Source organism: Pseudomonas sp. GLN_2 (assembly GCF_043106005.1).
Lineage (GTDB): Bacteria > Pseudomonadota > Gammaproteobacteria > Pseudomonadales > Pseudomonadaceae > Aquipseudomonas > Aquipseudomonas alloputida.
Genome location: NZ_JBICMC010000066.1, coordinates 21,132 through 47,374, shown reverse-complemented (window position 1 = coordinate 47,374; position 26,243 = coordinate 21,132). Strand labels below are relative to the sequence as shown.

The following is a 26,243-nucleotide window of genomic DNA, read 5'->3' as shown; positions in this document are numbered from 1 at the left end:
GGGCCCTGCACAATTCCTGTGGGAGCGGGCGTGCCCGCGAAGGGCTGCAAGGCAGCCCCATTCAATTTCAAGCCTTGTTCAAGGCTTGGGCGGCCGCCAATACGGCATCCACATGCCCGGGCACCTTCACGCCACGCCATTCCTGGCGCAGCACCCCGTCCTTGTCGATCAGGAAGGTGCTGCGGTCAACGCCCATGTACTCCTTGCCATACAGCTTCTTCAGCTTGATCACGTCGAACAGCTGGCACAGCGCCTCGTCCTTGTCGCTGATCAGCTCGAACGGGAAGCCTTGCTTGGCCTTGAAGTTCTCGTGCGACTTGATGCCATCACGCGACACACCGAATACCACGGTGTTGGCCGCGGCGAAGGCGTCATGCTGGTCGCGGAAGCCCTGGCCCTCGGTGGTGCAGCCTGGGGTGCTGTCCTTGGGGTAGAAGTACACCACCACCTGCTGGCCCTTGAGTTCGGCAAGGCTGACGGTTTGCCCGCTGGTGGCCTGGGCCTGGAAGTCGGCGACAGGTTGGTCGAGTGCTACAGCCATGATCGGTTTCCTTACATTGGGTTCTGGGGACGCCATGGCTCGATCAGTGCGTCGAGGTTCAGGGCATCGGCAAAGTCCAGGAACTGGTCGCGTAGCCAGCTGATCTGCGTGCCGGCCGGCAGAATCACGGTGAACTGGGCGTTGAGCATGCTGCTACCGGTTTGCGGCGCCAGGTAGGTGTCGCAGGTCATGGCTTCCAGCTCGACGCGGTGGTCAAGGAAGAACTGGCACAGCTCGTTGATGATGTCCGGGCGGTAGGCAGCACTGACGTAGGCTACATACGGAAGGGCCTGCGGGCGCACTTCCTGGTCCGCGCTGCGGACCACGTCGAGGGTCAGGCCGTGCTTCTTGCCCAAGCCTGGCAGGGTGGATTCGAGACGTGCCAGGGCGTCCCAGCTGCCGCCCACCTGCAGCACCAGGGCGCTGGTCTCGCCGTGGCGGCTCAGGCGCGAGGTGACCACCGCGCAGCGGTTTTCGAAGGCAGCGCGGCTGAGGACGTTGGCCAGCTCCATGGGGTTCGGGCCCAGGGCACTGATGACAAGGAATTGTTCGCGGACGGTGGGGGTGGACATGCAGCATTCCTAAAGCGATGAGCGGTCGGCACAGGACGGGCAAATGCCTCCTGTCGGCAGGGCCCGGGGCTCGCATGCGAGGTCTTGGACGCTGGCGGGGAGCAAGGTCGACGGCCCGGCGGGCCGCGCTGCACCGATCAAAGGGCCAAGGGTAGCGAAATAAGCCGCCGAGGGGAATGCTCCACCCGCCTGCTTCGCTTGTGCAAGGTCGATGCCCCCAGTACCATTACCGCTCTCTTTTTCCGGCAGGAGCAGTTACATGATTGCGGGCAGTATGGTGGCATTGGTCACACCCATGGATGCACAAGGGCGTGTTGACTGGGGCAGCCTCGACAAACTTGTAGACTTCCACCTGGAAAACGGCACCCATGCGATCGTCGCTGTCGGCACCACCGGTGAGTCGGCCACGCTGGATGTCGAAGAACACATCCTGGTCATCAAGCACGTGGTCGAGCGCGTCAAACGCAGCGCCAAACCGATTCCGGTCATCGCCGGCACCGGTGCCAACTCCACCGCCGAAGCCGTGCACCTGACCCAGAACGCCAAGAATGCTGGCGCCGACGCCTGCCTGCTGGTTGTGCCGTACTACAACAAGCCAACGCAAGAAGGCCTGTACCAGCACTTCAAGCACATTGCCGAAGCCGTCGACATCCCGCAGATCCTCTACAACGTTCCCGGCCGTACCTCCTGCGACATGCAGGCCGAGACCGTGATCCGCCTGTCGACCGTGCCGAACATCATCGGCATCAAGGAAGCCACGGGCGACCTGGCCCGCGCCAAGGCCATTCTCGATGGTGTCAGCAAGGACTTCATCGTCATGTCCGGCGACGACCCGACTGCCGTCGAGCTGATCCTGATGGGCGGCAAGGGCAACATCTCCGTCACCGCCAACGTCGCTCCGCGCGAAATGGCGGACCTGTGCGAGGCCGCCCTTGAGGGCAATGCCGAGAAGGCCCGCGCAATCAACGAAAAACTCATGCCGCTGCACAAGGACCTGTTCTGCGAGTCCAACCCGATCCCGGTGAAATGGGCGCTCGTCGAAATGGGCCTGATGCAAAAAGGTATTCGCCTGCCACTGACCTGGCTGAGCGAAGGCTGCCACGAAAAAGTCCGTACTGCCTTGCGCCAGTCCGGCGTACTGGTTTAAGAGGAAGTACACCGCATGAAGCGACTGGCTGGTCTTTCCGCCCTTGCCCTGATTATCTCCACCACCAGTGGGTGTGGCTGGCTGTGGGGCGAGGATGGCTATTTCCGCGACCGCGGCAGTGACTACCTGCAGGCGCACCCGACCGCGCCGATGCAGCTGCCGCCGGACGCCAGCAACGTCAAACGCCTTGACCCGCTGCTGCCGATTCCGCGTAACGTCGCTGACGATACCGTCAAGGGTGAGTTTGAAGTGCCTCGCCCGCAACCGTTGACGGGCGGTGCCGCCCAGGTCACCGACTACAGCCTGCAGCGCAGCGGCAGCAGCCGTTGGGTGCTGGCCCAGCATTCGCCAGCCGAAGTGTGGCCGGTAGCCCGGCAGTTCTTCGAGGATAACGGCTTCCGCATTGCTGAAGAGCGCCCGCAGACGGGTGAGTTCAACACCACCTGGCAGCGTTTCGACGAACTGTCGGCATCGCTTGGCCAGCGTCTGGCCAGCACTGCCAGCAGCGGCGACAGCGAGGTGCGTGTACGTGTGCGCATGGAGCCTGGCGTGCAGCGCAACACCTCCGAAGTGTATGTGGTCAGCGTCGAGCGCCCGGCCGGCAGCACTGCCGAGCCTGCGTTCCCGTCCAGCTCCAGCAATACCGGCACCGATGCCCTGCTGGTCGACGAAATGCTTGCCAGCATGAACCGCAGCGCCGAGAAGGGCGGTTCGGTATCGCTGCTGGCCGCGCGCGATTTCGACGCCCCAAGCCGCGTCAGCCTGAGCGAAGACGGCAGCGGCAACCCGGTGCTGTACCTGGGCTCCGACCTGGACCGCGCCTGGTCTGGCGTGGGCCGTGCGCTGGAGCAGGGTGGCGAATGGCGTGTTGAGGACATCAACCGCAGCCTGGGCCTGTACTACATCAACCTGTCCGAAAAGCCTGACGACAAGCAGAACCAGCCTGGCTTCTTCAGCCGCCTGTTCGGCAGCGAGCCGACCAAGGAAGAGCGTGAAGCCCGTGCCGAGCGTTACCAGGTTCGCCTGAGCAAGGTGGGTGAGAGCGTGCAGGTCACGGTAGAGAAAAACATCAACACCGTGGCTCCGGCCGATGTCGCCCGCCGTGTGCTGAGCGCCATTCAGGACCACCTGGGCTAAGTGCGCTTCGCGGTACTCGGAAGCGGCAGCCAAGGGAACGGCACGCTGATCGCCAGTGGTGACACGTTCATCCTGGTCGATTGCGGCTTTTCCCTGCGTGAAACCGAGCGGCGCCTGGCGCTGCTCGGGGTTTCTGCCGCTCAGCTCAGTGCAGTGCTGGTCACCCACGAACATGCCGACCACGTGCATGGGGTCGGCTTGCTGTCACGGCGCTACAATGTACCGGTCTACCTCAGCCAAGGGACCTTGCGCGGCATGCGCAAGCCGGTGGAGGTGGCCGGTTTTCTCGCGTGTGGCCAAAGCCTGCGCATCGGCAGCCTGGAAGTAACTGCGGCGCGGGTCGAGCACGACGCCTACGAGCCGTTGCAGTACGTGGTCAGCGACGGCAAGCGGCGCTTTGGCATGCTGACCGACCTGGGCTCTTACGACGCGCTGTTGCTGGAGCGTTACCAGGGCCTGGATGCACTGCTGATCGAGGCCAACCACTGCCGCGACCTGCTGGCACGTGGTCACTACCCGGCTTTTCTGAAGCAGCGGGTGGGTGGCATGCAAGGGCATTTGAACAACCACCAGGCTGCGCGCCTGGTGCACGAGTTGGGCTGGAACAACCTGCAACACCTGGTGCTGGCCCACCTCAGCAGCAAGAACAACCTGCCACACTTGGCCCGCCAGTGCTTTGTCGACACCCTTGGGTGTGACCCGGACTGGCTCCAGGTGGCGAATCAGGAACACGGGCTCGACTGGCGCGAAATCGCCTAGCCCAACACCTCAAGCAAGCGGAGCCCAATCATGGAAAAACGCGAAGAACTTTACCGCGGCAAGGCCAAATCGGTTTACAAGACCGACGACGCCGACCGCTTGATCCTGCTGTTCCGTAACGACACTTCGGCGTTCGACGGCAAGCGTATCGAACAACTCGACCGCAAAGGCATGGTGAACAACAAGTTCAACGCCTTCATCATGCAGAAACTGGAAGAAGCCGGCGTGCCGACCCAGTTCGACAAGCTGCTGGGCGACAACGAGTGCCTGGTGAAGAAGCTGGACATGATTCCGGTCGAGTGCGTGGTGCGCAACTACGCTGCTGGCAGCCTGGTCAAGCGCCTGGGCGTGGAGGAGGGCATCAAGCTGGAGCCGTCCACCTTCGAGCTGTTCCTGAAGAACGACGAGAAGGGCGACCCCTTCATCAACGAATCCCACGTTGTCGCGTTCGGCTGGGGCACCGCCGAGCAACTGGTAGAAATGAAGAAGCTGTCGTTGAAGGTCAACGAAGTGCTGAGCAAGCTGTTCGATGACGCCGGCCTGCTGCTGGTCGACTTCAAGCTGGAGTTCGGCGTATTCCACGGCCAGATCGTGCTGGGCGACGAGTTCAGCCCGGACGGCTGCCGCCTGTGGGACAAGGAAACCCGCAAGAAGATGGACAAGGACCGCTTCCGTCAGGGCCTGGGCGACGTGATCGAAGCCTACGAAGAAGTTGCCAAGCGCCTGGGCGTGCCGCTGTAAGCGGCACGTTCACGCAAGCGCCTGATACCACGCGGTTTTTTTGAAAAAAAGATTTGCGTTTTAAAAGAACGCTGGTATGATGCGCGGCATTGGAGAGATGCCGGAGTGGTCGAACGGGACGGATTCGAAATCCGTTGTACTGGCAACAGTACCTAGGGTTCAAATCCCTATCTCTCCGCCATACAAGATCAAGCCCTTGGAAGCGAAAGCTTTCGGGGGCTTTTTCGTTGCGCCTTACTTTCTCATCATCCCCAACTCAGCATCATCCAGCAGCGCCTTGGCCATCGCGCTCAGGTAATGCGAGGCCCAGATCAGTTTCTGGTCGCCGTCCATCAGTTCGGACGCCTGTTCGCGGGCGTCCTGGCAGGGGATGCCGGGTTCGATGCGGAACAGCGGGTGGGTGTTGTTTTCGCCTTGGTAGAAGCAGGTCTTGCCGACTGTGGTGGGTTCTGTTGTGTTGTCGGTGGGCATTGTTTTGTTTCCCTGGATTCTGGGTTGCCTGGGCTGGCCTCTTCGCGGGCACGCCCGCTCCCACAGGTACTGTGCAGTGCGTGACGGCTGTGGTGACTGTGGGAGCGGGCGTGCCCGCGAAGAGGCCTGACCTGCTAATGCAAGGTGTGAGGCTCTGTGGGTAAATGCGGCCGCATCTGCAACTGCATCAACGCCGACTCGACCAGCCCCTGTACCGCTTCCATTTCATGGATCACGGCCTGCATCACGATCGAGCTGTGGGCGGTGGGTTTGAGTTGCACGGATTGGCGGGCCACGGACAGGGCGCAGAGTACGTACTCTGAGGACTGGACCAGGGTGTCTTGCAGGAACTGGGTGGTATCGAGGGGTGGATCAGGGACCATCTTGCGCATAAACATCTCCAGGATCATTGGAGCTGCCGCAAGCTTGCTGTCAAACAAGAGGGTGGCAGCTGTACATGGGTTGACAGACCGAGGATCCCGGAGTAACTCGGCGCACACGAAGGTGCCCCACGTACAGCCGCCATAAACAGTGCACGTGTGCGGGAAATCGTCGGCCTGTCAAAGCCGGCCGTTGATTTTGCAACGACGAGCCGAGACTAGAGCGCGACCGAATCCGTCGCAACCGTTTGAGCGGGTTGGCAGTATGTTTGGGAAACGCCCTACAAGGAAGGGGATAATTCTGAGTAGAAGTTGTAGGACGGATTTCTACTAATCAATCAGACAGGCTTCCTGCAACATTTTGTCTTGAACTGACAATGGCACCTTGGGCTACAATGCGGCGCTCTGATACGCCACTCACGCCCAGGCCACACGCCGTAATGATTACGCGCGCTGGGCGATGAACTCTTCCTGACATGGATTCGTTGGATGCTTTGCGCCGTACTGGTCTCCCCCTGCGCCCCTCGCTGGACGGCTGAATTGTCGTCTGCGGCCAGTGCTGCACACTTTCTGAAAACCCCGCACAAACTCGAATGCTGCCGCCAACCATTGGCTGCGGTACGCGGCTGTGCGCCCCACCGAAAATGGAGTGCTCCACTTGCGTAAGAAATTCGTCGCGTCCCTTCTGGCGGTCGCCATCGCCTCTACCACGGCCTGTGCACAGCTCGGGATCAGCAAAGAGCAAGCGGGCACCGTGATCGGTGGCCTGGCCGGTGTGGCCATCGGCTCGACCATGGGCAGTGGCAACGGCAAGATCGCCGCCGCGCTGATCGCAGGTGGCATTGGCGCCTACGTGGGCAACCGCATCGGCCACATGCTCGATGAAAAGGACCAGCAAGCCCTGGCGCTGCGTACGCAGGAAGTGCTGAGCCAGCAGCAAACCACTGCCAGTGCCCAGCCAGTGACCTGGAAGTCCGACCACTCCGGCGCCACCGCGCAGATCGTGCCGGGCAAGGAATACACCAAGACCAAGCAGGTCGAGGTCAAGCGCGCGCCGAAGATCCAGGCGGTGCCGTCGATGAAGCTGATCAACGAGCCGTATGTGACCATCAGCGACAACCTCAACGTGCGTGCCGCGCCTAACCAGGCTGGTGAGAAGGTCGGCAGCCTGAAGAACCACACCGAATTTACCGCCGTGGGCTCCACCGGTGACTGGATTCTGGTCGGCCGCAAGGGTGTGACCGTGGGCTATGTGCACAAGAACTACGTCGAGCCCAAGGCGCAAGCGGTTGCCAAGCGTGTAACGCCAGCCGTCAACCTGGACGAGCTGGACGTTGCCGCCAGCAAGGAAACCCAAGGCTTCGACCTGGACTCGGTGCAGTCGCTGCCAACCCAGACAGTTGCCGCCGAAGCGGCCTGCCGCCCGGTCACCGTCAGCCTGAAATCGCAAAGCGGCCAGACCGAACAAGAGCAGAACACCTTCTGCAAACAAGCCAACGGCACCTGGGAACTGATCTGAGGAACTCCATGAAAAAGCACGCGCTCGCGCTGGCTGTGATCGGCGCTTGTGGTCTGGTACCGCAGGCGTTCGCCCACGAGCTGGCCTTTTCCAAGAAAGACAACATCAAGGTCGAAGTGCCCGGGGATGCCACCACCTGGTGCAAACCCCAGGTAGACCTGACTATCACCCGCCCGGCCTGGGATAAGCAGGAACTGCTGTCAGGCCTGCTGACCAAGCTGCCGTTCGTGTTCGCCAAGGACTGCTCGACTGCCAAGGTGAGCTGGAAGGCGGTCGATGCCAAGGGCAACCTGTACGCCAGCGGCTCGGGCAATGCCAGCAACCTGGGGCTGGTAACTCTGGCTGCTGCGCCTGCCACTGCCGCCCCGGCGCCGGCTGCAGCAGTTGCCCCCGCTCCGGCACCTGCGCAGCCAGAAGCACCGGCTGCTGCTGCACCGACACCGGCACCTGCTCCGGCCCCAGCCCCAGCCCCTGCTGCTGCTGCGGCCCCGGCAGTGGTCGAAGCCGCACCTGCGCAGGCAAAACCCGCTCCGGCCCCCGCGCCCGCGCCAGCCGTAGCCGCAGAGCCAGCCCCAACCCCCGAAGCCCCGGCCGCAGCCCCTGTTGTGCCGCCCGCTCCGGCACCTGCCACAGCAGTCGCCGCAGCCCCCACTTCGGACTTCGGTCGCTCGGTGGTCCTGGAAAACCGCAACCTGATGCAGGTAACGGACGGCACCGGCTGCAAATGGGTGCTCAGTACCTCGATCATCGGCGATGGCGACACCCTGTCGTTCGGCACCACCCCGGCCATGCCGTGCCCGGCGTCCGGCTTTGGTGAAGGCAGCTTCGACAAAATCAGCTGGAAGGCTGTGGGTACCTACCGGGGTGATAACTGGACCCGCGTCTATGCTCACCCGAGTGGTTTGATCTTCAACAAGCACCTTGAGCCTGCGGTAAAGGACAAGGCGGTTTCTTATCTCACGCCGCAAGCTGACCAGGCCGCGTTCCTGGTCGGCGAGATCCCAGGGCGGCAGATGAAGGTGTACCTGACGTTCACCCGCTCCAGCTACGGCGTGCTCCGCCCGTTCGGCAGCGACCCTTACTACGTCGCGGTTACCCCGGACGAGTCGTTTGCCCTGGACGCGACCAAGTACAAGGAAGCTGCGCTGGAAATCTTCGACCTGATCAAGACCACCTCGCCGACCACCACCGATGTAGCCAACCTGTTCATCGTCAAAGACCTGTCGGCGATCTCGAACAACATCTGGGGCAACGACGCGCAGAAAATCACCCGCAACCGCATCGGCATCAACCGCCAAGGCCTGTTCTTCGATGTGCGCGACGGTGCCAACTGGGCGGTACAGCGCGAGCAGCAGCGTGTGCGTGAGCAGCGTCAGCGTCAACAGGAGCTGGCCCGCGTGCACACCCGTGTGCTGGAGCGTTACCAGCAGTTGCAGGACGGCATGAGCGACTTCAAGGGGCGCGAAACCGAGGCGTTGGCGCAGATGGCTGGTATCAAGGTGCGCTTTGCTTCGCCACTGGAGCAGCAAAACCCTGCGACCTCGGCCAGCGTAGTGCCGATGATGGTGCACGTTACCGGCAAGAAAGGTGACTTCTACAGCATCGACTTCCCGAGCAACGGCCGCCTGGTTGCGGACGAGGAATACAGCGAAGGCTGGTACGTGACCCAGGTGGCCAACGCCACGCCGTACTACCCGCTGGACGACGGCCGCGCCGTGCCTACTTACCGTGCCTACAGCGCCGGTGAGCCGGAGGCCTGCAAACAGGACCACTGTGCCGACCGCGTGTCGTTCGGCGCCGTGCTGGCCAAGGAATTCCCCAACGCCGGTATCGATTTCAGCTGGACCCCCGAGGTCTCCCAACAGTACGTGAACGACTGGAACAACGCTTCCGCCATGGTCCAGTGAGGCAAACACCATGATCAAACAGATGAACAAGAAGCAGCTGCTGATTGGCGGTGTGGCCGCAGCGGTGCTGGTGCTCGGTGGTGGCTATGCGATGGTCGCCAGCTCGGGCAAGAAGGCCGCGCTGGCCTACTACGACGACTTCAAGGCGCGTTATTTCCTCGAGGATGTGCTGTCTGAGGGGGACATTTCCTACTCGGCGTTTTCCGGCAACCTGACGGTAGCCGACCCGGAGATCCGCGTGGCGGCGGCGCAGACCAATGGCGCCCAGCAGTTCATGCGCGGCCTGTCGGGCTTGATGGAGTCCGTACAGGGTGGTTCGGCTGAGGAAGGCCTGGCGGGCTGGGCCAAGTACCAGCTCAATGTCAGCCGCAATGTGGCCGGGGTGTACCTGAAGGCTGATGCGCTGAAGCTGGCCCATGACGGAGACAGCAAGGATGGCAGCATTCACATCCAGTTGCTGGGCATGCAGATGGGCAACCCTTACGTTGCCAGCAAGGGGGCCGAAGTCGTGCTGGTGGCGGATGTCAGCGACGAAGTCCAGCCACGTGCCGAGCTGGCCGCCAATGGTCGGGCCGCCCCGTCGAACTTCACCTGGGGCGCCAACATGGCGGTGCGCCAGCCAGTAACCGGCGCGTTTCTGGTCAGCAGCACCGGTGACTTTGGTACCACGGTCGACCTGGACTTCACCATCAAGCGCTCCAGCGATGGCGAAGGCTCGATGGCGTTCGTGGTCACCCACCGCAACGACGGCTCCAAGGTGGGGGAGATCGTGCGCAAGGCCGACTTCCAGTCGCTGCCGGAACTGGACGATGTCGAAACCCAGCTCAAGAGTGCCCTGAGCGCGATGCTGATTGGTGCGTACAGCCCGTACACCGGCCAGGCGGTGTTGGCTGAAGCGGTGAGCGGCTTTGCCCGCAAGGCCAAGGTCGAGAACTACTCGGTGAGCTACAGTGGTTTCAAATCGCTGAAAGAGGCTTTCAGCGATTACCAGCAGCAAGTCCCCAAGGCGAAGTTCGCGGCCTTCTGTCAGGAGGTTGGGCTGTCGTCGTGGAGCAGTGACTTTGGCGCCAAGGCCAAGAACCACAGCGACTCGGAGTGCGCCATCGGGCAGAAGCTGGTCGAAGACGGCACGTTCGAAGAGCAGTACACCTTCAAGGAAGGCAAGAGCCTGTTTGCAGCGTTGTTCGTGAGCAAGGCGTATCAGCTGGAAACCAATTGATTGGGTAATGGCTGAGTGAACAAGCCCCCGGGAACCCTGAGTTGCCGGGGGCTTTTTTTGCTGTCAGGTGTGCCCGGACACTGTCGGGCTTGGGATCAGCGCATCGCCGCCAGTTTGATGCCGAATCCCACCAGGCAAGCCCCCGCCAGCCGCTCGAACATATTGGCAATTCGCGGGTTGGCGCGCATGCGCTCGGCCAGTTGATGGGTCAGCACCACGGCAATCAGCCCATACAGGAAGGTCACCACCGCCACTGTCGCCGCCATGAAACCGAACGTCACCAGCCCTTGGTGCTTCACCGGGTCGACGAACAGCGGGAAAAACGCCATGTAGAACATGATCGCCTTGGGGTTGAGCAGGGTGATCATCATGGTCTGGCGCAGGTACTGGCCGTTGTCCATGCGGCAGGTGTGGGCTGCACCACCGGGTTTGCTCAGCAGCATGCGCAGGCCCAAATAGGCCAGGTATGCAGCCCCCGCCCACTGCACCATATGAAAGGCGGCAGGGTAGGTGGCCAGCAGGGTGGCGACGCCGGCTACCGCCAGCCACAGCAGCACCTGGTCACCCACGATAACGCCACAGGTCGCGGCCAGGCCTGCCTTGATACCGCCCTTGCCGGTGGCGGTGATCAGGGCGAAATTGCCCGGGCCGGGGATAGCCAGAAGAATAAGGAAGGCGATGACGAATGCGCCGTAGTCGGTGACGCCAAGCATGGTGAGTTCCTGTTGGGCATTGCGAAGGCAGTGCTCTGAACTATCGTCGCCAACGGCGCGCTTTTCAACCTGTTGTTGCACAGTTGCAAAGAACCTGTGCCAAGTGCGGCTTGGATCCAATGCCTGGAGTCTGTATGATTCCGCGGCCATCAGACGATGGTCGAAGATGATTCATTTAAAGGACTGAGTAATGAAAAAGCTGTTCAAGGCGACCGTTGCCGTTGCCGTCGTTTCGGGTGTTGCCCTGCTGTCGGGTTGCACTGGCCAAGTTTACAACCAACCGAAAAACTGCACCTACGACTACCTGTTCCACCCTTCGGTTTCCATCTCCAAGATCATCGGTGGCTGCGGCCCGATCGATAAACTGCCTCAGCAGCAGTAATCTTGGCGGTACCCTGATCGCGACGCTTGCGGCGTGATCCAAGCCCCCGGTCTTGTACATGGCCGGGGGTTTTTGTTTGTGGCCCAGTCACCAGCGTAGTGACACTGTTCCCAGCAGCGACCGCTCCTCACCCCAGTAGCAGCGCCCGGCGTTGTTGCAGCCTGCCACATACGCCTTGTCGAACAGGTTGCGAGCATTGACCTCGACCGACCAGTTTTCATCGATGTCATACCCAACCTTGGCATCCACCAACGTCACATCGCCGGTATCCAGCTTGCCGTACAGGCTCGTCGGGGTGTAAGCGAATGTGCTGTCGAAATGGCGCACGCCGCCGCCGATCTGCAGGCCCTTGAACAGCCCGTCCCGGAAGCGGTAAGTGCTCCATACCGACGCCTGGTTGCGCGGCACGCCGGTCATCTGGTGGTCTTCATACAGCGACCCCGCCACGTCTTTGGTAATGCGCGAATCGGTGTAGGTGTAGGCAGCGGTGAGATTGAGGTTTTCGCTCAGGTCGCTGTTCATTTCCAGCTCCACGCCTTTGGCTCGGCTGGCACCGATCTGGCGGTAGTCACCCACGGCGGAATCGAACAGTACATCGTCCTTTTTGCGCAGGTCGTACACCGACGCGGTGAGGGCGGTATTCCAGCCTTTTGGCTCGTACTTGATACCCACTTCGTACTGCTCGCTGGTGGTCGGGTCCAGCGGGCCGTTCCGGCTCTCGGTCTGCTGGGTCGGGGCAAAGGCGGTGGAGTAGCTGACGTACGGCGACAAGCCGTTTTCGAACTGGTACATCACCCCGGTCTGCCAGGTGAACTTGCTGTCCCAGCTGTCCATGTCGGCTTGCGCGTTAAGGGTGCCGGCCTTGTTGCGGAACTGGCTGTTGACCCGGTCCAGGCGCCCGCCCAGCAGCAGTACCCAGTTGTCGACCTTGGTTTGCAACTGGCTGTAGAGACCGTACATGGTCTGTTCGAGCAAGGCGTTCTGCACGTGCGAGGGCGTGCTCGGCTTGCCGTTCCAGACCGGATCGAACACGTTGATGGTGCCGCCGTTGCCGGCGTCCCAATCCTGGTTGAACGAGGTTCGGTCCAGGCTCGCACCGATCAGGAAGGTGTGGTCAAACGCGCCGCTGGTGAAATGGCCTTCGAACTGGTTGTCCAGCGAGTAGGCGATGGACTTGTTGTAGCGGTCGTAGGCGGTGTTGCTCAGGGCAGTGCCGAAGCCGCCATTGTTCAGGTTGCCTGGCCACATTTCCTGGCGGTCGATGCGCGACTGCATGTAGCGCGAGTTCTGGCGGAACTGCCAGGTGTCGTTGAAACGGTGGCTGAACTCGTAGCCCAGGCTCCAGGTTTCCCGTTCGAAGTTGTCCCAGTCCGGGTTGCCGGGCAACTGGTCCTTGTCGATCTTGCCGTTGGGGTTGTGCAGCAGGGTGCCGGCAGCGGGGAAACCCAGTTCCATCAGGGTACGGTCGCGCTGATAGGTGGCCAGGACGGTCAGGCTGTTGAAGTCGTCGAAGTTCAAGGTCAGCGATGGCGCGATGTAAAGTCGGTCATCGGGCTGGTGGTCGACCTGGGTGTCAGACTTGCGCCCCATCATGACCAAGCGACCAAGCACATTGCCTTCATCGGTCAGCGGGCCGGAAACGTCGACGCCCAGCTGGCGGCGGTTGTGCGAGCCGTAGCTCAGCTGCACTTCGCCACGGGCTTCGGCGGTGGGCCGCTTGCTGACCAGGTTGACTACGCCGCCGGGGGCGTTTTCGCCATACAGGATCGAGGTCGGGCCGCGGAACACTTCCACCCGCTCCAGGCCGTAGGGTTCGCTGCTGGTGTCGTAGCGGTTGCCCTGCACCCGCAAGCCATCGCGCAGCAGGCCGTAGCCGTAGTCGGTGGCGTTGAAGCCACGGATGAAGAACAGGTCCCCGGCCTGGCCATCACCACCGGCAAACGGTGGCGAGAAAATGCCTGGCACATAGCCCAGCACTTCGGTGAGGGTTTGCGATTGCTGGTCGTCCATGCGCTGGCGGGTGACCACCGACACCGAGCGTGGGGTGTCGGCCAGGGCGCTGCTGGTCTTGCTGGCCGTGTTGCTGGCCACGGCGTGGTAGCCGCTGTCGCTTTGGCCGTTGCTGGCGAGCAGGGTGGCGGCGTTGATCGAGGTGGCGTCCAGTTGCAGGGCGGTGCCATCGGCAAGCGGTTGCAACACATAACCCGCGCTGCCTTGGGGCACGGCTTGCAGGCCGCTGCCCTGTAGCAGCCGGGCCAGGCCTTGGGCGACGCTGAAGCGGCCTTGCAGCCCCTGGCTGGTCTTGCCGGCGGCCAGTTCGTTGCTGCCGGCCAGGTAGATACCGGCCTGGCTGCTGAACTGGTTGAGGGCGCTTGCAAGTGAGCCGGGGGCAATGTTGAAGCTGGTTTCGGTGCTGGCCGCCTGTTCGGCTTGGGCCAGGCTGGCTGGCAACAGCAGTGGGGCGGCGGCACACAGCGAGAGGGGCGCGGCAAGTGCCAGGCGAAGCGCGGGGTGGAAGGGCGTCGGCATGCTGGTCTCTGGGATCGAAGGGGTGAGTTGGGAGGGCTATGCCGGGTTAACCGAACGAGATTGGAAAAAGGGAACCGGGTTGGAAGATTTTTTTTGCCGGCGCTGACGAAGTTGCCAACACCGGCTCAGCTGCATCCAAATACCGCGTCACGTGTCCGCGAAGAACCCAGGGCGATCTACCGGTATCACACTGGTTCGACCGTCACCCACCAGGGCGTCAGCCGCTGCACCCGCACTGGCAATGCCGCTTGCAGCAATGCCAGTGCGCGGTCGGTATCGTTGAGCGGGAAGGCGCCCATCACCGACAGCGTGGCGACATCCGGGTGCCAACCCAGGTGCCCATGGCGATAGCGGCCCAAGGTCTGCAGCAGGTGCGCCAATGGCATGTCTTCGGCGTTGAGGCGGTTATGAATCCACGACTCGCCTGCACTTTGGGCTGGGCGGGTGTTGCTGATGCCCCGGGCACCGAAATCCACCTGCTGGCCCGCCTGTACGATGCAGCGCTCGCCGCTCTGCGCGGTACACACCTCCACGGCACCGGCGTACACATCGAGCCGGGTAGTTTCGCCCTGCTGGCAGACAGCAAAGCGTGTACCCAGTGCCTGCATACGCCCTTGCGCGGTGTCGACGAAAAACGGCCGGCGCGGGTCGTGGGCGGTGTCTACCAGCAGTTCGCCGAAGCGCAGTTTCAGTACCCTGCTGAATGCCGAGAAGTCCATGTCCACCGCACTTTGCGCCCCCAGCCACAATTGGCTGCCATCGGCCAGGCGGGTTTCGCGGATTTCACCGATGCCAGTGGCCAGGTCGGCACCCCAGCCAGACAACGGCGCGCCATGCCAGGCCCGCCAACCCAGCAAGCAACCGGCGCCCAACACCAGCAGCGACTTGAGCCCGCTGCGCCGGCTGAAGCGTCGTGCGTCATGCTCGCGCAGCGCTCGGCCGGCCGCCGCGCCCTCGGCCTGCAACGGGGCGAAGCGCTGGCCCACGCGCTGCACATAATGCCAGGCGGCCTGATGGTCGCCGTGCTGCTCAAGCCAGTGCTGCCATTGCTGGCGCAGGTGCGGGGCGACGTTTTCGTCCTGCAGCTGCACGTACCAGTGTGCGGCCTGCTGCAGGCTGGCATGGCTAAGCTTGTGTGCGGGCGGGGTCATGACGTTACTCCACCAGCACGCCATCGAGTTCGGCTTCGAGAATGGCGCAGTGCAGGAACGCCTGGGCCAGGTACTTCTTGATCATGCGTTCGCTCACACCCATATGCACGGCGATATCGCGGTAGGCCAAGCCGTCGATCTGTGCCAGCAGGAACGCCTGACGCACGTTGCCCGGCAAGCGCAACAACATGGCATCCACCTCGTGCAGGGTCTCGACAATGATCGCGCGCTGTTCGGGGGAGGGCTGCACGGCCTCGGGCTGCAAGGCCAGTTGCTGTAACCAGGCCTGCTCCAGCTTCTGCCGCCGCCAGTGGTCCACGCACAAGCCGCGAGCAATGGTGGCCAGGTACGAGCGCTCGCCACGCTCGCTGTCCAGCTGGAGGGGGCGTTTGAGAATACGCACGAAGGTGTCCTGGACCAAGTCGGCGGCATCGCAGCGGCAGCCCAGCCGGCGGTACAAAAAACCGAGCAACCAGCGCGAATGGCTGTGGTACAGGGTATGGAGCGGGCGATTCAACTCGGGTATCGAAACCACGGCGGCATCCGGCGCGAGCGCATACTGGTGCGAATGAGAAATGATCGCAATAGTAGGGCTGTACGACCAATACTGCAATCGGCAGGGCCGTTTTACCTTTGCCCATGGGACAACCTGCCGCCTTGACGCCAGGGCCTGCAATTTGTTTGTGCTGGCATTTCAGATACAATCGGAAAAACGATTCAGCCTCGTCGGTCAATTCGACGAAAGGCCGAGTCGTTTTCTGGTTCTCTGGCTGCTGAACAATGATCAACAAAAAGCCTGCGCTGAAGAACACGCTTTACCGGGGCCAGCCACAGGCCCTCACTCTGTTCTCCTGACTGGAATTGATCAATGTTCAAGAAAGCTGGCAAGACCTTGCTGGGTCTGGCGGTCGCTGCAAGCGTCATGCAAGCGCACGCCGCTGAAACCAAGAAAGTAGACGTGCTGCTGGTCGGCGGCGGCATCATGAGCTCGACCCTGGCCGTGTGGCTGCACGAGCTGGAGCCAAGCTGGTCGATGGAAATGGTCGAGCGCCTGGACGGCGTCGCCGAAGAAAGCTCCAACGGCTGGAACAACGCCGGTACCGGCCACTCGGCGCTGGCCGAGCTGAACTACACCCCGGAAGACAAGGACGGCAACGTCAACATCTCCAAGGCCATCGAAATCAACGAAGCCTTCCAGATTTCCCGCCAGTTCTGGTCGTGGCAGGTACGCCAGGGCGTGCTGAAGAACCCGCACTCGTTCATCAACACCACCCCGCACATGAGCTTCGTGTGGGGCGACGACAACATCAAGTTCCTCAAGAAGCGTTACGACGCACTGCAGGCCAGCCCGCTGTTCCGTCCGATGCAGTACTCCGAGGACCACGCGCAGATCGCCAAGTGGGTCCCGCTGATGATGGAAGGCCGCGACCCGAATCAGAAGCTGGCCGTGACCTGGACGCCGATCGGCACCGACGTCAACTTTGGCGAGATCACCCGCCAGTTCGTTGGCCACCTGCAGACCCAGAAAGGCTTCGACCTGAAGCTGTCCAGCGAAGTGCAGGACATCACCCGCAACAAGGACGGCTCCTGGCACGTCGAGTACAAGAACCTGAAGGACGGTACCGAGTCGGCCACCGACGCCAAGTTCCTGTTCATCGGTGCAGGCGGCGGCGCGCTGAAGCTGCTGCAGAAGTCGGGTATTCCGGAAGCCAAGGAATACGCAGGCTTCCCGGTGGGTGGCTCGTTCCTGGTGACCGAGAACCCGACCGTGGCCATGCAGCACATGGCCAAGGCCTACGGCATTGCTTCGACCGGTGCGCCACCCATGTCGGTCCCGCACCTGGACACCCGTGTGCTGGACGGCAAGCGCGTCATCCTGTTTGGCCCGTTCGCTACCTTCTCGACCAAGTTCCTGAAGAACGGCTCGTACCTGGACCTGCTGAGCAGCACCACCACCCACAACGTGTGGCCGATGACCAAGGTGGGTATCGACCAGTATCCGCTGGTCGAGTACCTCGCTGGCCAGCTGATGCTGTCTGACGATGACCGCTTCGAAGCCCTGCGCACCTACTTCCCGAATGCCAAGAAGGAAGACTGGCGCCTGTGGCAGGCCGGCCAGCGTGTGCAGATCATCAAGCGTGATGCCGACAAGGGCGGCGTGCTGAAGCTGGGTACCGAAGTGGTGGCTTCCGAAGACCGCACCATCGCGGGTCTGCTGGGTGCCTCGCCAGGTGCTTCGACCGCTGCGCCGATCATGCTGAACGTGCTGGAAACCGTGTTCAAGGACAAGGTCGCTACCCCGGAGTGGCAGGCCAAGATCAAGGAAATCGTACCGAGCTACGGCACCAAGCTGAACGACTCGGCAGCGGCCACCCAGAAAGAGTGGAACTACACCGCTGAAGTGCTGCAACTGGGTAAACCGCCGGTGATCGACGCCAGCGTTGAATTCGGTGGCGCGGCAAGCAAGCCGGTTGAGAGCAAGCCTGAGAACGACATGGCGCTGTAACCGGCCATTGTTGTGAAAGAAAGCCACGGGGGAGACCTCGTGGCTTTTTTGTTGCCAAGCACAGCGCAACCCTCAGGCTTATCGCCATCCCTGGTAGGAGCGGGTTCACCCGCGAAGAGGCCTGCACAGGTATCACTGCTGGCGCAGGATGCACTCCAGCAGCCCGGGAAACCGCTCGCCCAGCATCTCGCTACGCAGCGAATTCATATGGGTAGTCCCCACATTGCGGGTTTGCACCAGCCCTGCATCGCGCAACACACGGAAGTGGTGGGACATGCTCGACTTCGGCCGACCTCCATCCAGCTCGCCACAGCTGGCCTCGGCCACGCCGGCCAGGTGGCGGACGATTTCCAGGCGCACGGGGTCGCTGAGCGCATAGAGCAGGCGTTCAAGAATGAGGTCGTCGGGGTTGGGATGTTTATAGGCTCGCATGGTTGACATGATAACGGGGGTTTCATTAATTGCCATAGTTCGATTATGATCGAACAACAGTATTCAAATGAACCCGGAGTTTCCCATGTCCGCACTGTTCGAACCCTACACCCTCAAAGACGTCACCCTGCGTAACCGGATTGCCATTCCGCCGATGTGCCAGTACATGGCCGAAGACGGCATGATCAACGACTGGCACCACGTTCACCTGGCCGGCTTGGCCCGTGGTGGTGCCGGCTTGCTGGTGGTCGAGGCCACTGCTGTGGCGCCGGAAGGGCGTATCACCCCCGGTTGCGCCGGTATCTGGAGCGATGCCCACGCTCAGGCGTTCGTACCGGTGGTGCAGGCCATCAAGGCTGCCGGCTCCGTGCCGGGTATCCAGATCGCCCACGCCGGGCGCAAGGCCAGCGCCAACCGCCCGTGGGAGGGTGATGACCACATTGCCGCCGACGACGCGCGCGGCTGGGAGACCATTGCCCCGTCTGCCATTGCCTTTGGCGCGCACCTGCCGAAAGTGCCACGCGAAATGACGCTGGACGATATCGCCCGGGTCAAGCAGGACTTCGTCGATGCCGCCCGCCGTGCGCGTGATGCCGGCTTCGAGTGGATAGAACTGCACTTTGCCCATGGCTACCTGGGCCAGAGCTTCTTCTCCGAGCACTCCAACAAGCGCACCGATGCCTACGGTGGCAGCTTCGAAAATCGCAGCCGCTTCCTGCTGGAAACACTGGCTGCCGTGCGCGAAGTGTGGCCGGAGAACCTGCCGCTGACCGCGCGCTTTGGTGTGCTGGAATACGATGGCCGCGATGAGCAGACCCTGGAAGAGTCGATCGAACTGGCCCGTCGCTTCAAGGCCGGTGGGCTCGACCTGCTGAGCGTGAGTGTCGGCTTCACCATTCCCGACACCCACATCCCCTGGGGGCCAGCGTTCATGGGGCCGATTGCCGAGCGCGTGCGCCGCGAAGCGAAGCTGCCCGTGACGTCGGCGTGGGGCTTTGGTACGCCGCAGTTGGCGGAGGCCGCATTGCAGGCCAACCAGCTGGATCTGGTTTCGGTAGGGCGCGCGCACCTGGCCGACCCGCACTGGGCTTACTTTGCGGCCAAGGAGCTGGGGGTGGAAAAAGCGTCCTGGACCTTGCCAGCGCCTTATGCGCACTGGCTCGAGCGTTACCGCTGAGGCTTGGAGGGGCTGCTTTGCAGCCCATTCGCGGGCAAGCCCGCACCCACAGAGACACCGCAGGTTTCAGATACTGCACCCTCTCTGTGGGAGTGGGCTTGCCCGCGAATGGGCCGGTAGAGGCTAAAACCGGTCCAGTCGGTATGCGCCCATCTCAGGCCCACCAGCCTGCTCAGCCAACCGCCCCACCCATTCCGCCGTCACCGCCGCCTGGGTCAACCCCAGGTGCTGATGCCCAAACGCCAACAGCACCCGCCCATCGCACACCCTGTCGATCACGGGCAATGAGTCCGGTAACGAAGGCCTGAAACCCATCCACGGCGTTGCCCCTTCGGCGCTCAAGTCGTGCCGGAACAAGCCCTTGCTCAACCGGTGCAACTGCCATGCCCGCTGCATGCTCGGCGGTGCCTGCAGCCCGGCAAACTCCACTGTGCCCGCCAGGCGCAAGCCTTCGGCCATGGGCGTCATGATGAATTTGCGCTCAAGCGAGGTGACTGCAAACGGCAGGCGCTGGTGCTCACCCGGCAACATCAGGTGGTAGCCGCGTTCGGTATCCAGCGGCACCCGCGTGCCTGTCAGCGCGGCAGTCAGTTTTGCAGAATGGGCGCCACAGCTGACAAGCACCTGGCGGGCATTGAGCATGCCTTGGTCGCTGGCAAGGCTCACGCCGGCACTGTGCAACTGCCCGCCATCGACCTGCGCCTGGACAAAGCGCACCCCACTGGCCTTGGCCGCTTCGAACAATTCGCACACCACCCGATAAGGGTCGATGAAGTGCCCGGTGCACGGGAAGAACAGGCCGCCTAACAGTGACGGGCTGAGTTGCGGCGCCGCTTCGCGCACGGTTTCGGCCGTCCAGAAATCCACCGGCACCGCCTGCTGTTGCATGCGTGTGCGCAACGCCTCCAACGCCTGGCGTGACTCAGGCTTCTCGAACACCAGCAACGAACCATCCTCTTGAAACAACTCGCTGCGCCCGATCGAGCCCAACAGCCGTTGCCAGGCGCCCAGGCTGCCTTCGTTCAGCGTGCGGATGCCCGCCACGCTGCGCTGGAACGGCGCCGGGCGCAGGTTGAGCAGCAGCCGGGTGAACCACGGCATGGCCTTGGGCAGGTATTTCCAGTCCAGGCGCAGCGGGCCCATCGGGTCGAGCAGCATGCGAGGCAGGCGCTTGAGGATCGACAGGTCGGCAATCGGGAACACTTGCTCGGTTGCCAGGTGCCCGGCATTGCCGAAGGACGCGCCAAGGCCGGGTGCCTGGCGGTCGACCAGGGTTACCCGACGGCCCTGGCGGGCCAGTTGCAAGGCACAGGCGACGCCGACGATGCCTGCGCCGACCACGGCAATATCGGTTTCAGCGGTTTCGAGCATGCTCAGCCTTCCCGTTTGCCGTCTAGCAGGCGCCGCAGCTGCAGCGGGTTGCCGTGTTTCAATGCCTGCGGCAGCAGCGCATCGGGGAAGTCCTGATAGCAAACCGGGCGCAGGAAACGCAGGATCGCCGCGGTGCCCACCGAGGTGGTGCGGGCATCGGAAGTGGCCGGGAACGGCCCGCCGTGGACCATGGCATCGCACACCTCGACGCCGGTCGGCCAGCCATTGACCAGAATGCGCCCGGCCTTGCGCTCAAGGGTGGGGAGCAGGGCGCGAGCGCTGTCGATGTCGGCCTCGTCCAGTTGCAGGGTGGCGGTCAGCTGACCTTCCAGGTGTTCGGCTACCTGGCGGACCTGCTCATCGTCGGTGCAGGCAACGACCAGCGACGCTGCACCGAACACTTCAGCCTGCAACGCCGGGTCGGCGAGAAACGCGTCGGCCTGGGTCACGAACAACTGTGCCTGGCACTGGTTGGGGCCCTGATCGGTTTGGCCACTGGCGATGGTTTGGGCACAGGAGTTGTCTGCCAGGGCTGCGATACCGGCCTGGTAGGCACTGAAAATGCCGGGGGTGAGCATGGTTTGGGCGGGGGCCTGCTGCACGTAACCGGCGGCTGCAGTGATGAACCGCTGCAGTGCCGGCCCCTGCCGGGCGATTACCAGGCCAGGGTTGGTGCAGAACTGGCCGGCGCCCAGGGTCAGCGAGGCGACGAAACCTTGTGCCAGTGCTTCGGCACGGGTTTGCAGAGCGGCGTCGAACAGGAACACCGGGTTGATCGAACTCATTTCGGCATACACCGGGATGGGCTCCGGGCGCGCCTGGGCGGCTTGGCACAGCGCCATGCCACCGCTGCGCGAGCCGGTGAAACCAACGGCCTTGATACGCGGGTCGCTGACCAGGGCAATGCCCACTTCGCGGCCCGAGCCATAAAGCAGCGAGAACACACCGTTCGGTAACGCGCACTGCTTCACTGCTTGCGCCACCGCCTGGCCGACCAGCTCACTGGTGCCGGGGTGGGCACTGTGGGCCTTGACCACCACGGGGCAGCCAGCGGCCAATGCCGACGCGGTGTCACCACCGGCTACCGAGAAGGCCAGCGGGAAATTGCTGGCGCCGAACACGGCGACTGGCCCCAGGGCCACCTGGCGCTGGCGCAGATCAGCGCGGGGGAGGGGCTGGCGCTGAGGCAGGGCGCTGTCGACCCGCACGTCCAGCCATTCGCCGGCGCGCACTACACGGGCAAAGGTGCGTAGCTGGGTGCAGGTACGACCACGCTCGCCCTGAATGCGTGCCTTGGGCAGACCGGTTTCGGCCACGGCACGGTCGATCAGGGCATCGCCGAGGGCCTCGATCTGTGTGGCGATGGCTTCAAGGAAGTCTGCTCGTTGTTCGAGCGAGGTTTCGCGGTAAGCGTCGAATGCCGCCCAGGCCAGCGCGCAGGCCTGGGCCACGTGTTCGCCGGTGCCGCCGAGGTAGGCCGGCTCCAACGTCTGACCGGTGGTTGGGTCGATGGCACGGATGGCGTCGCGGCTGCCGGTTACCGGCCTCTGGCCGATCAGCAGGTTGCCTGTGAGGGGCATGTAGCCTCCTTGGAAATCGAATGCAGATGCATGGGGGGGATTACGACCCCTGTAGGAGCGGGTTCACCCGCGAACACCGGCGAAGCCGGTGCCATGCACCGGGTCGCCTGATTCGCGGGCACGCCCGCTCCCACAGGGAGAGCAGTGGCTGCTCAGGCGATGTTTTGCTCGGCCGACCAGCTGGCGTACCAGCTGCGGAACAGCGCGTACTGCTGTTCGGCATAGTTGCGCTGGGCGTCGGTCAGTACGTCGGTCTCGTTGAAGTGCAGGCTGTACTCGGTGTCGCCGTTGAGCACCATCAAGTGCTTGTAATACAACACCAGGTCGCAGCCCTCGTCGAACGACGACAGCACCGCCAGCGCCGCTTCCAGCTCGCGCGCCAGGCGCCGGGCCCGGGCGTCGCCTTTGGCGGCCTGTTTGCTCAGGCTCACCAGTTGCAGCACTTCGCGCGGCAGCGCATTGCCGATGCCGGTGATGGCGCCGGTGGCGTTGCAGTTGACGAAGCCATGCACCACCTGGGTGTCGACACCAACCATCAGGGTGACATCGTCATCCTTGGAGGTGATGTGCTCGGCGGCATAGCGCAGGTCGGCGCCACCGCCGAACTCCTTGAAACCGATCAGGTTGGGGAACGCGCTACGCAGTTCGAAGAACAGGTCGGCGCGGGTGGCAAAACCGTAGTAGGGGCTGTTGTAGATCACCGCCGGCAGCTTCGGCGCGGCAGCCAGGATGGCCGAGAAGTGATGCTTCTGGGCGATCAGCGAGGCGCCGCGGCTGAGCACGCGAGGGATGACCATCAGGCCGGCGGCACCGACCTTGGCGGCGTGGGCAGCATGCGACACTGCCTCACGGGTGTTGACCGCGCCCGTGCCGACGATGGTCGGGATACCGGCCGCCACCAGGCGCGCCACGCCTTCCTGGCGCTCGGCCTCGGTCAGCAGCGGCCAGTCACCCATCGAGCCGCAGTACACCACCGCGCTCATGCCGGCTTCGATCAGTTCGCGGCCCTTGCGCACCAAGGCGTCGAAGTCCGGCTTGCGCTCGGCGGTGCATGGGGTCATCAGGGCGGGCATGGTGCCGGTGAAAATGTTGTTGGTCATTGTTATTACTCCTGGCGAAATTGGGTTTGGTCAAAAGGCCGGGGGCTCAGATGCCCCAGGCGAACGGGTCCTGTTCGTCGATCAGCAGGGTGCTGTCGGCGGTCATGTGGGCGCGGCCGGTGATGAACGGTCGAATACGCTCGCCGTCACGCTCGTAACGGCCGTGAAACTGGCTGCCGGTGATGCTGGCCTGCACCCAGGTCTGGCCTTCGGCAAGCGTGCCGTCGGCGGCCAGGCAGGCCAGCTTGGCGCTGGTGCCGGTGCCGCATGGGGAGCGGTCGTAGGCCTTGCCGGGACACATCACGAAGTTGCGGCTGTCGGCGTTGGCGTCGTCGGCGAACAGCTCGACATGGTCGATGGGCGCGCCGTTTTCGCCGGTGATGCCTTGGGCTGCGAGCGCCTTGAGCATGGCCCAGGTGTACTCGGTCAACACCTCGCGGTTATCCAGCTCGATGCGCTGGCCGTGTTCGGCAACGAGGAAGAACCAGTTGCCGCCCCAGGCGATGTCGCCGTGCACCACGCCATGGCCGGGCACGTCCACCGCAACCTGTTGGCGGTAGCGGTAGGAGGGCACGTTGCCGATGGTGATGGCGCCGTCGTCATGCAGGGTGGCGCTGACCTGGCCGACCGGGGTGTCGATCTTGTGCACACCCGGTGCGATCAGGCCCAGGTACTGCAACGAGGCGACCAGGCCGATGGTGCCGTGGCCGCACATGTTCAGGTAACCGGCGTTGTTGAAGAAGATCACCCCGCAGGTGGCGTCGGCCGACACTGGCGGGCAGTACAGTGCGCCAACCAGCACATCGTTGCCGCGTGGCTCCAGCAGGCAGGCGCGGCGCCACCGGTCGTGCAGTTCGCGCAGTTCGTCACGCTGTTCGGCCATGCTTCGGCCCCGCAGTTGCGGAAAACCCTTCATCACCAAGCGGGTGGGTTCGCCACCCGTGTGGGAGTCGATGACGTGAATCTGTTTCATGGGCTTGTCCCTTGCGTAAAAGATCAGGAAGCGACGGCGACAGGGCGGCCGTTAATGGTTTCAGCGCAGGCTTCGCTTTCGTCGTCGCCTTCCAGGCGCACCAGGTGGGCAGGCACGCCAGTGGCCGCGCCCCAGTAGTAGATGCCTAGCGCGCAGGCAGCCACGGCCACGGTGTCGAGCGGGTGGCCGATTAACCCCAGGCCACCGAAGCTGCCCAGCCACGACAGCAGGATGGTCAGCGCATAGAACCCGATCAGCCACGCCGACGAGCGAACTTGCTGGGCCAGTGAAAGGTGCTGGGTGGGTACGAAACGGCTGCACAGCAGGTACAGCACGAACATCACGATCTGCAGGGCCAGCAGCCACGACACGGTGTTCCAGCCCGACCAGTACACGATCAGCGCAGCGATGATGAACGACAGTGGGCCGAGCACGGCCATGCCCTTGACCCGGAACGGGCGCGGCATGTGTGGTGCATTGCGGCGCAGGGCGGCGACGCTCACCGGGGCCACGGCGTAGCTCAGCACCAGGGCGGCGGATACCACGTTGATCAGCGCTTCCCACGATGGGAACGGCAGGGTCCAGAACACCGACAGGCCAAATGTCAGCCACAGGGCCGGGCGCGGGATGCCGGACTCTGCATCGATGCGGGTGAAGTACTTGAAGAAGGTGCCGGTCTGCGTCCAGCCATAGATCACGCGCGGGGTGGCGTTCATGTAGATGTTGCCGCAGCCGCTTGGCGAGATCACTGCGTCGGCCACCACCAGGTAGGCCAGCCAGCCCACACCCAGCGCCAGGGCGATGTCGCGGTAGGGCAGGGCCAGTTCCTTGGTCACGCTGGCCCAGCCGTTGGCCAACATTTCGGTCGGCACGCTGCCGAGGAAGGCCAGTTGCAGCAAAGCGTAGATCGCGGTGGACAGCAACACCGAAAGAATCAGCGCAATCGGGATGGTGCGCTGCGGGTTCTTGACCTCGCTGGCCACCGAAATGATCGGCGTCAGGCCCAGGTAGGCGAAGATGATGCCGCCGGCGGATACGGCCATTTCCACCCCGGACAGGCCGAACGGGGCAAAGCCCTGGACCTCGAAGTTTTCTGGCTTGAAGAAGGTGAACAGCACGCCGATCACCAGCAGCGGCACGATGAACTTGAACACGCTGACCAGGTTGTTGGCCTTGGCGAAGGTTTTCACGCTGCGGTAGTTGAGGAAGAAGAACAGCCCCAGCAGGGCGAACTGCACCAGCCAGCCGAGCACGGTTGGGTCGCTGGAGCCGGCCTTGGTCAGCCCGGGGAACCAGGCGGCGGCGTATTGGCGTGAGGCGACCACTTCGATGGCGATCAGGCTGGAAAAGGCGATCAGGGTGATGAAACCCATCAGGTAGCCGAGCAGTGGGCCGTGCGAGTACACCGGGTAGCGCACCACGCCACCGGCACGTGGCAGGGCGGCGCCCAGTTCGCAGTAGACGATACCCAGCAGCAGTACGGCGAAGCCGCCAAGGAACCAGGAGAGGATGCCGGCCGGGCCGGCGATGGCCGAGACGTGGCTGGCGGCGAACAGCCAGCCGGAGCCGAAGATGGCCCCTAGGCCGATGAAGGTGAGGTCCAGCAGTGATAACTGTTTTTTGAATTTGCCTGACATGGGTTCGCCTTTTTGTTGGTTATTGGATAGGCAGGTCTGATGTCACGAGATGCGGCTTTTTGGGCCGCGCTCTTGTAGGACTTGGGCGGCTTGCGTGGGACATAGAGTGAACCGGTCGGGGCGGCGGTTCTTGATGGTTTTCTGCAAGGGGGATGACGAAATCGGCACAGTTGCAAAAAAACGGTGGTAAGGCGCAAAGCGGGGGGATAGGCTCAAAGCCATACCGGATAAGGGTTTGAGAGATGCAGTGCTAGTGCCGGCCCTTTTGCGGGTGAACCCGCGCCACGGGTACCGCACAG

At 63.1% G+C, this 26,243-nt stretch carries 24 protein-coding genes and 1 tRNA gene; 11 read left to right on the top strand and 14 right to left on the bottom strand.

Going from position 1 to position 26,243, the window contains the following annotated elements; translation table 11 throughout:
- Positions 1–67 precede the first annotated feature (67 nt).
- Positions 68–541 carry a peroxiredoxin gene (locus ACF8Q6_RS15680; protein ID WP_003254742.1) on the bottom strand — a complete coding sequence of 158 codons (474 nt, stop codon included), beginning with the start codon at positions 539–541 and terminating at the stop codon, positions 68–70.
- Positions 542–552: 11 nt separating this feature from the next.
- Entirely contained in the window at positions 553–1,113 is a 561-nt protein-coding gene (locus ACF8Q6_RS15675) for a glycine cleavage system protein R (protein ID WP_003254741.1), read from the bottom strand.
- Between the two features lie 259 nt (positions 1,114–1,372).
- Between ACF8Q6_RS15675 and dapA the strand changes: the two genes are divergently transcribed.
- The 5 genes from dapA (at position 1,373) to ACF8Q6_RS15650 (ending at position 5,078) form a co-directional block, all read left to right on the top strand.
- Positions 1,373–2,260 carry a 4-hydroxy-tetrahydrodipicolinate synthase gene (dapA, locus tag ACF8Q6_RS15670; RefSeq protein WP_003254739.1) on the top strand — a complete coding sequence of 296 codons (888 nt, stop codon included), beginning with the start codon at positions 1,373–1,375 and terminating at the stop codon, positions 2,258–2,260.
- A 15-nt stretch (positions 2,261–2,275) separates the two neighbouring features.
- A complete protein-coding gene (gene bamC, locus ACF8Q6_RS15665) occupies positions 2,276–3,397 on the top strand; it encodes an outer membrane protein assembly factor BamC (RefSeq protein WP_003254738.1) in 1,122 nt (373 codons plus the stop codon).
- Positions 3,398–4,156, top strand: a complete 759-nt coding sequence (locus ACF8Q6_RS15660) for an MBL fold metallo-hydrolase (RefSeq protein WP_003254735.1) — start codon at positions 3,398–3,400, stop codon at positions 4,154–4,156.
- A gap of 30 nt (positions 4,157–4,186) precedes the next feature.
- Positions 4,187–4,897 carry a phosphoribosylaminoimidazolesuccinocarboxamide synthase gene (gene purC / locus ACF8Q6_RS15655; RefSeq protein WP_003254733.1) on the top strand — a complete coding sequence of 237 codons (711 nt, stop codon included), beginning with the start codon at positions 4,187–4,189 and terminating at the stop codon, positions 4,895–4,897.
- 91 nt (positions 4,898–4,988) lie between these two features.
- Positions 4,989–5,078, top strand: a tRNA-Ser gene (locus ACF8Q6_RS15650).
- A 53-nt stretch (positions 5,079–5,131) separates the two neighbouring features.
- Here the strand turns inward: ACF8Q6_RS15650 and ACF8Q6_RS15645 are convergent.
- Complete coding sequence (locus tag ACF8Q6_RS15645; RefSeq protein WP_392490485.1) at positions 5,132–5,368, bottom strand: DUF3077 domain-containing protein; 237 nt, start codon at positions 5,366–5,368, stop codon at positions 5,132–5,134.
- 134 nt (positions 5,369–5,502) lie between these two features.
- Positions 5,503–5,760 carry a hypothetical protein gene (locus ACF8Q6_RS15640; RefSeq protein WP_054889139.1) on the bottom strand — a complete coding sequence of 86 codons (258 nt, stop codon included), beginning with the start codon at positions 5,758–5,760 and terminating at the stop codon, positions 5,503–5,505.
- 646 nt (positions 5,761–6,406) lie between these two features.
- Between ACF8Q6_RS15640 and ACF8Q6_RS15635 the strand changes: the two genes are divergently transcribed.
- From ACF8Q6_RS15635 to ACF8Q6_RS15625, 3 genes are read left to right on the top strand one after another with little or no spacing between them, the layout of a single operon-like run.
- Positions 6,407–7,267 carry an SH3 domain-containing protein gene (locus ACF8Q6_RS15635; RefSeq protein WP_003254727.1) on the top strand — a complete coding sequence of 287 codons (861 nt, stop codon included), beginning with the start codon at positions 6,407–6,409 and terminating at the stop codon, positions 7,265–7,267.
- Between the two features lie 8 nt (positions 7,268–7,275).
- Positions 7,276–9,174: a hypothetical protein gene (locus ACF8Q6_RS15630; protein WP_392494135.1), complete on the top strand. Its 1,899-nt coding sequence runs from the start codon at positions 7,276–7,278 to the stop codon at positions 9,172–9,174.
- A gap of 10 nt (positions 9,175–9,184) precedes the next feature.
- The gene (locus ACF8Q6_RS15625; RefSeq protein ID WP_392494134.1) at positions 9,185–10,393 is read left to right on the top strand and encodes a hypothetical protein; all 1,209 of its coding nucleotides are present in this window, start codon (positions 9,185–9,187) and stop codon (positions 10,391–10,393) included.
- Between the two features lie 95 nt (positions 10,394–10,488).
- Here the strand turns inward: ACF8Q6_RS15625 and ACF8Q6_RS15620 are convergent, their stop codons facing one another.
- Positions 10,489–11,106, bottom strand: coding sequence for a LysE family transporter (locus ACF8Q6_RS15620; RefSeq protein WP_003254721.1), 618 nt, complete (start codon positions 11,104–11,106; stop codon positions 10,489–10,491).
- 190 nt (positions 11,107–11,296) lie between these two features.
- Between ACF8Q6_RS15620 and ACF8Q6_RS15615 the strand changes: the two genes are divergently transcribed.
- Positions 11,297–11,488 (top strand): YhfL family protein, encoded by a 192-nt coding sequence (locus ACF8Q6_RS15615; protein ID WP_003254720.1) that lies wholly within the window; start codon positions 11,297–11,299, stop codon positions 11,486–11,488.
- An 87-nt stretch (positions 11,489–11,575) separates the two neighbouring features.
- Here ACF8Q6_RS15615 and ACF8Q6_RS15610 read toward each other — a convergent pair whose 3' ends face one another.
- From ACF8Q6_RS15610 to ACF8Q6_RS15600, 3 genes are all read right to left on the bottom strand, one after another.
- Positions 11,576–14,017: a TonB-dependent siderophore receptor gene (locus ACF8Q6_RS15610; protein ID WP_392494133.1), complete on the bottom strand. Its 2,442-nt coding sequence runs from the start codon at positions 14,015–14,017 to the stop codon at positions 11,576–11,578.
- A 185-nt stretch (positions 14,018–14,202) separates the two neighbouring features.
- Positions 14,203–15,168: a FecR domain-containing protein gene (locus ACF8Q6_RS15605; protein ID WP_110743783.1), complete on the bottom strand. Its 966-nt coding sequence runs from the start codon at positions 15,166–15,168 to the stop codon at positions 14,203–14,205.
- Between the two features lie 4 nt (positions 15,169–15,172).
- The gene (locus ACF8Q6_RS15600) at positions 15,173–15,703 is read right to left on the bottom strand and encodes a sigma-70 family RNA polymerase sigma factor (protein WP_392494132.1); all 531 of its coding nucleotides are present in this window, start codon (positions 15,701–15,703) and stop codon (positions 15,173–15,175) included.
- Positions 15,704–16,036: 333 nt separating this feature from the next.
- On the opposite strand from ACF8Q6_RS15600, the gene mqo reads away from it, so the two are divergent.
- Positions 16,037–17,674 carry a malate dehydrogenase (quinone) gene (gene mqo, locus ACF8Q6_RS15595; RefSeq protein ID WP_012051487.1) on the top strand — a complete coding sequence of 546 codons (1,638 nt, stop codon included), beginning with the start codon at positions 16,037–16,039 and terminating at the stop codon, positions 17,672–17,674.
- Positions 17,675–17,806: 132 nt separating this feature from the next.
- Here mqo and ACF8Q6_RS15590 read toward each other — a convergent pair whose 3' ends face one another.
- The gene (locus ACF8Q6_RS15590; RefSeq protein WP_003254716.1) at positions 17,807–18,142 is read right to left on the bottom strand and encodes a helix-turn-helix transcriptional regulator; all 336 of its coding nucleotides are present in this window, start codon (positions 18,140–18,142) and stop codon (positions 17,807–17,809) included.
- A 49-nt stretch (positions 18,143–18,191) separates the two neighbouring features.
- Between ACF8Q6_RS15590 and xenA the strand changes: the two genes are divergently transcribed.
- Entirely contained in the window at positions 18,192–19,283 is a 1,092-nt protein-coding gene (gene xenA / locus ACF8Q6_RS15585; RefSeq protein ID WP_012051488.1) for a xenobiotic reductase XenA, read from the top strand.
- A gap of 123 nt (positions 19,284–19,406) precedes the next feature.
- On the opposite strand, the gene ACF8Q6_RS15580 is transcribed toward xenA, so the two are convergent.
- From ACF8Q6_RS15580 to ACF8Q6_RS15560, 5 genes are all read right to left on the bottom strand, one after another.
- Positions 19,407–20,654 (bottom strand): NAD(P)/FAD-dependent oxidoreductase, encoded by a 1,248-nt coding sequence (locus ACF8Q6_RS15580; protein ID WP_392494131.1) that lies wholly within the window; start codon positions 20,652–20,654, stop codon positions 19,407–19,409.
- A 2-nt stretch (positions 20,655–20,656) separates the two neighbouring features.
- The gene (locus tag ACF8Q6_RS15575; protein WP_392494130.1) at positions 20,657–22,234 is read right to left on the bottom strand and encodes an aldehyde dehydrogenase (NADP(+)); all 1,578 of its coding nucleotides are present in this window, start codon (positions 22,232–22,234) and stop codon (positions 20,657–20,659) included.
- Between the two features lie 152 nt (positions 22,235–22,386).
- Positions 22,387–23,334 (bottom strand): dihydrodipicolinate synthase family protein, encoded by a 948-nt coding sequence (locus ACF8Q6_RS15570; RefSeq protein ID WP_003254709.1) that lies wholly within the window; start codon positions 23,332–23,334, stop codon positions 22,387–22,389.
- A 46-nt stretch (positions 23,335–23,380) separates the two neighbouring features.
- Positions 23,381–24,307: a 4-hydroxyproline epimerase gene (locus tag ACF8Q6_RS15565; RefSeq protein ID WP_324737586.1), complete on the bottom strand. Its 927-nt coding sequence runs from the start codon at positions 24,305–24,307 to the stop codon at positions 23,381–23,383.
- Between the two features lie 23 nt (positions 24,308–24,330).
- Positions 24,331–25,944 carry an APC family permease gene (locus tag ACF8Q6_RS15560; protein ID WP_392494129.1) on the bottom strand — a complete coding sequence of 538 codons (1,614 nt, stop codon included), beginning with the start codon at positions 25,942–25,944 and terminating at the stop codon, positions 24,331–24,333.
- Positions 25,945–26,243 lie beyond the last annotated feature (299 nt).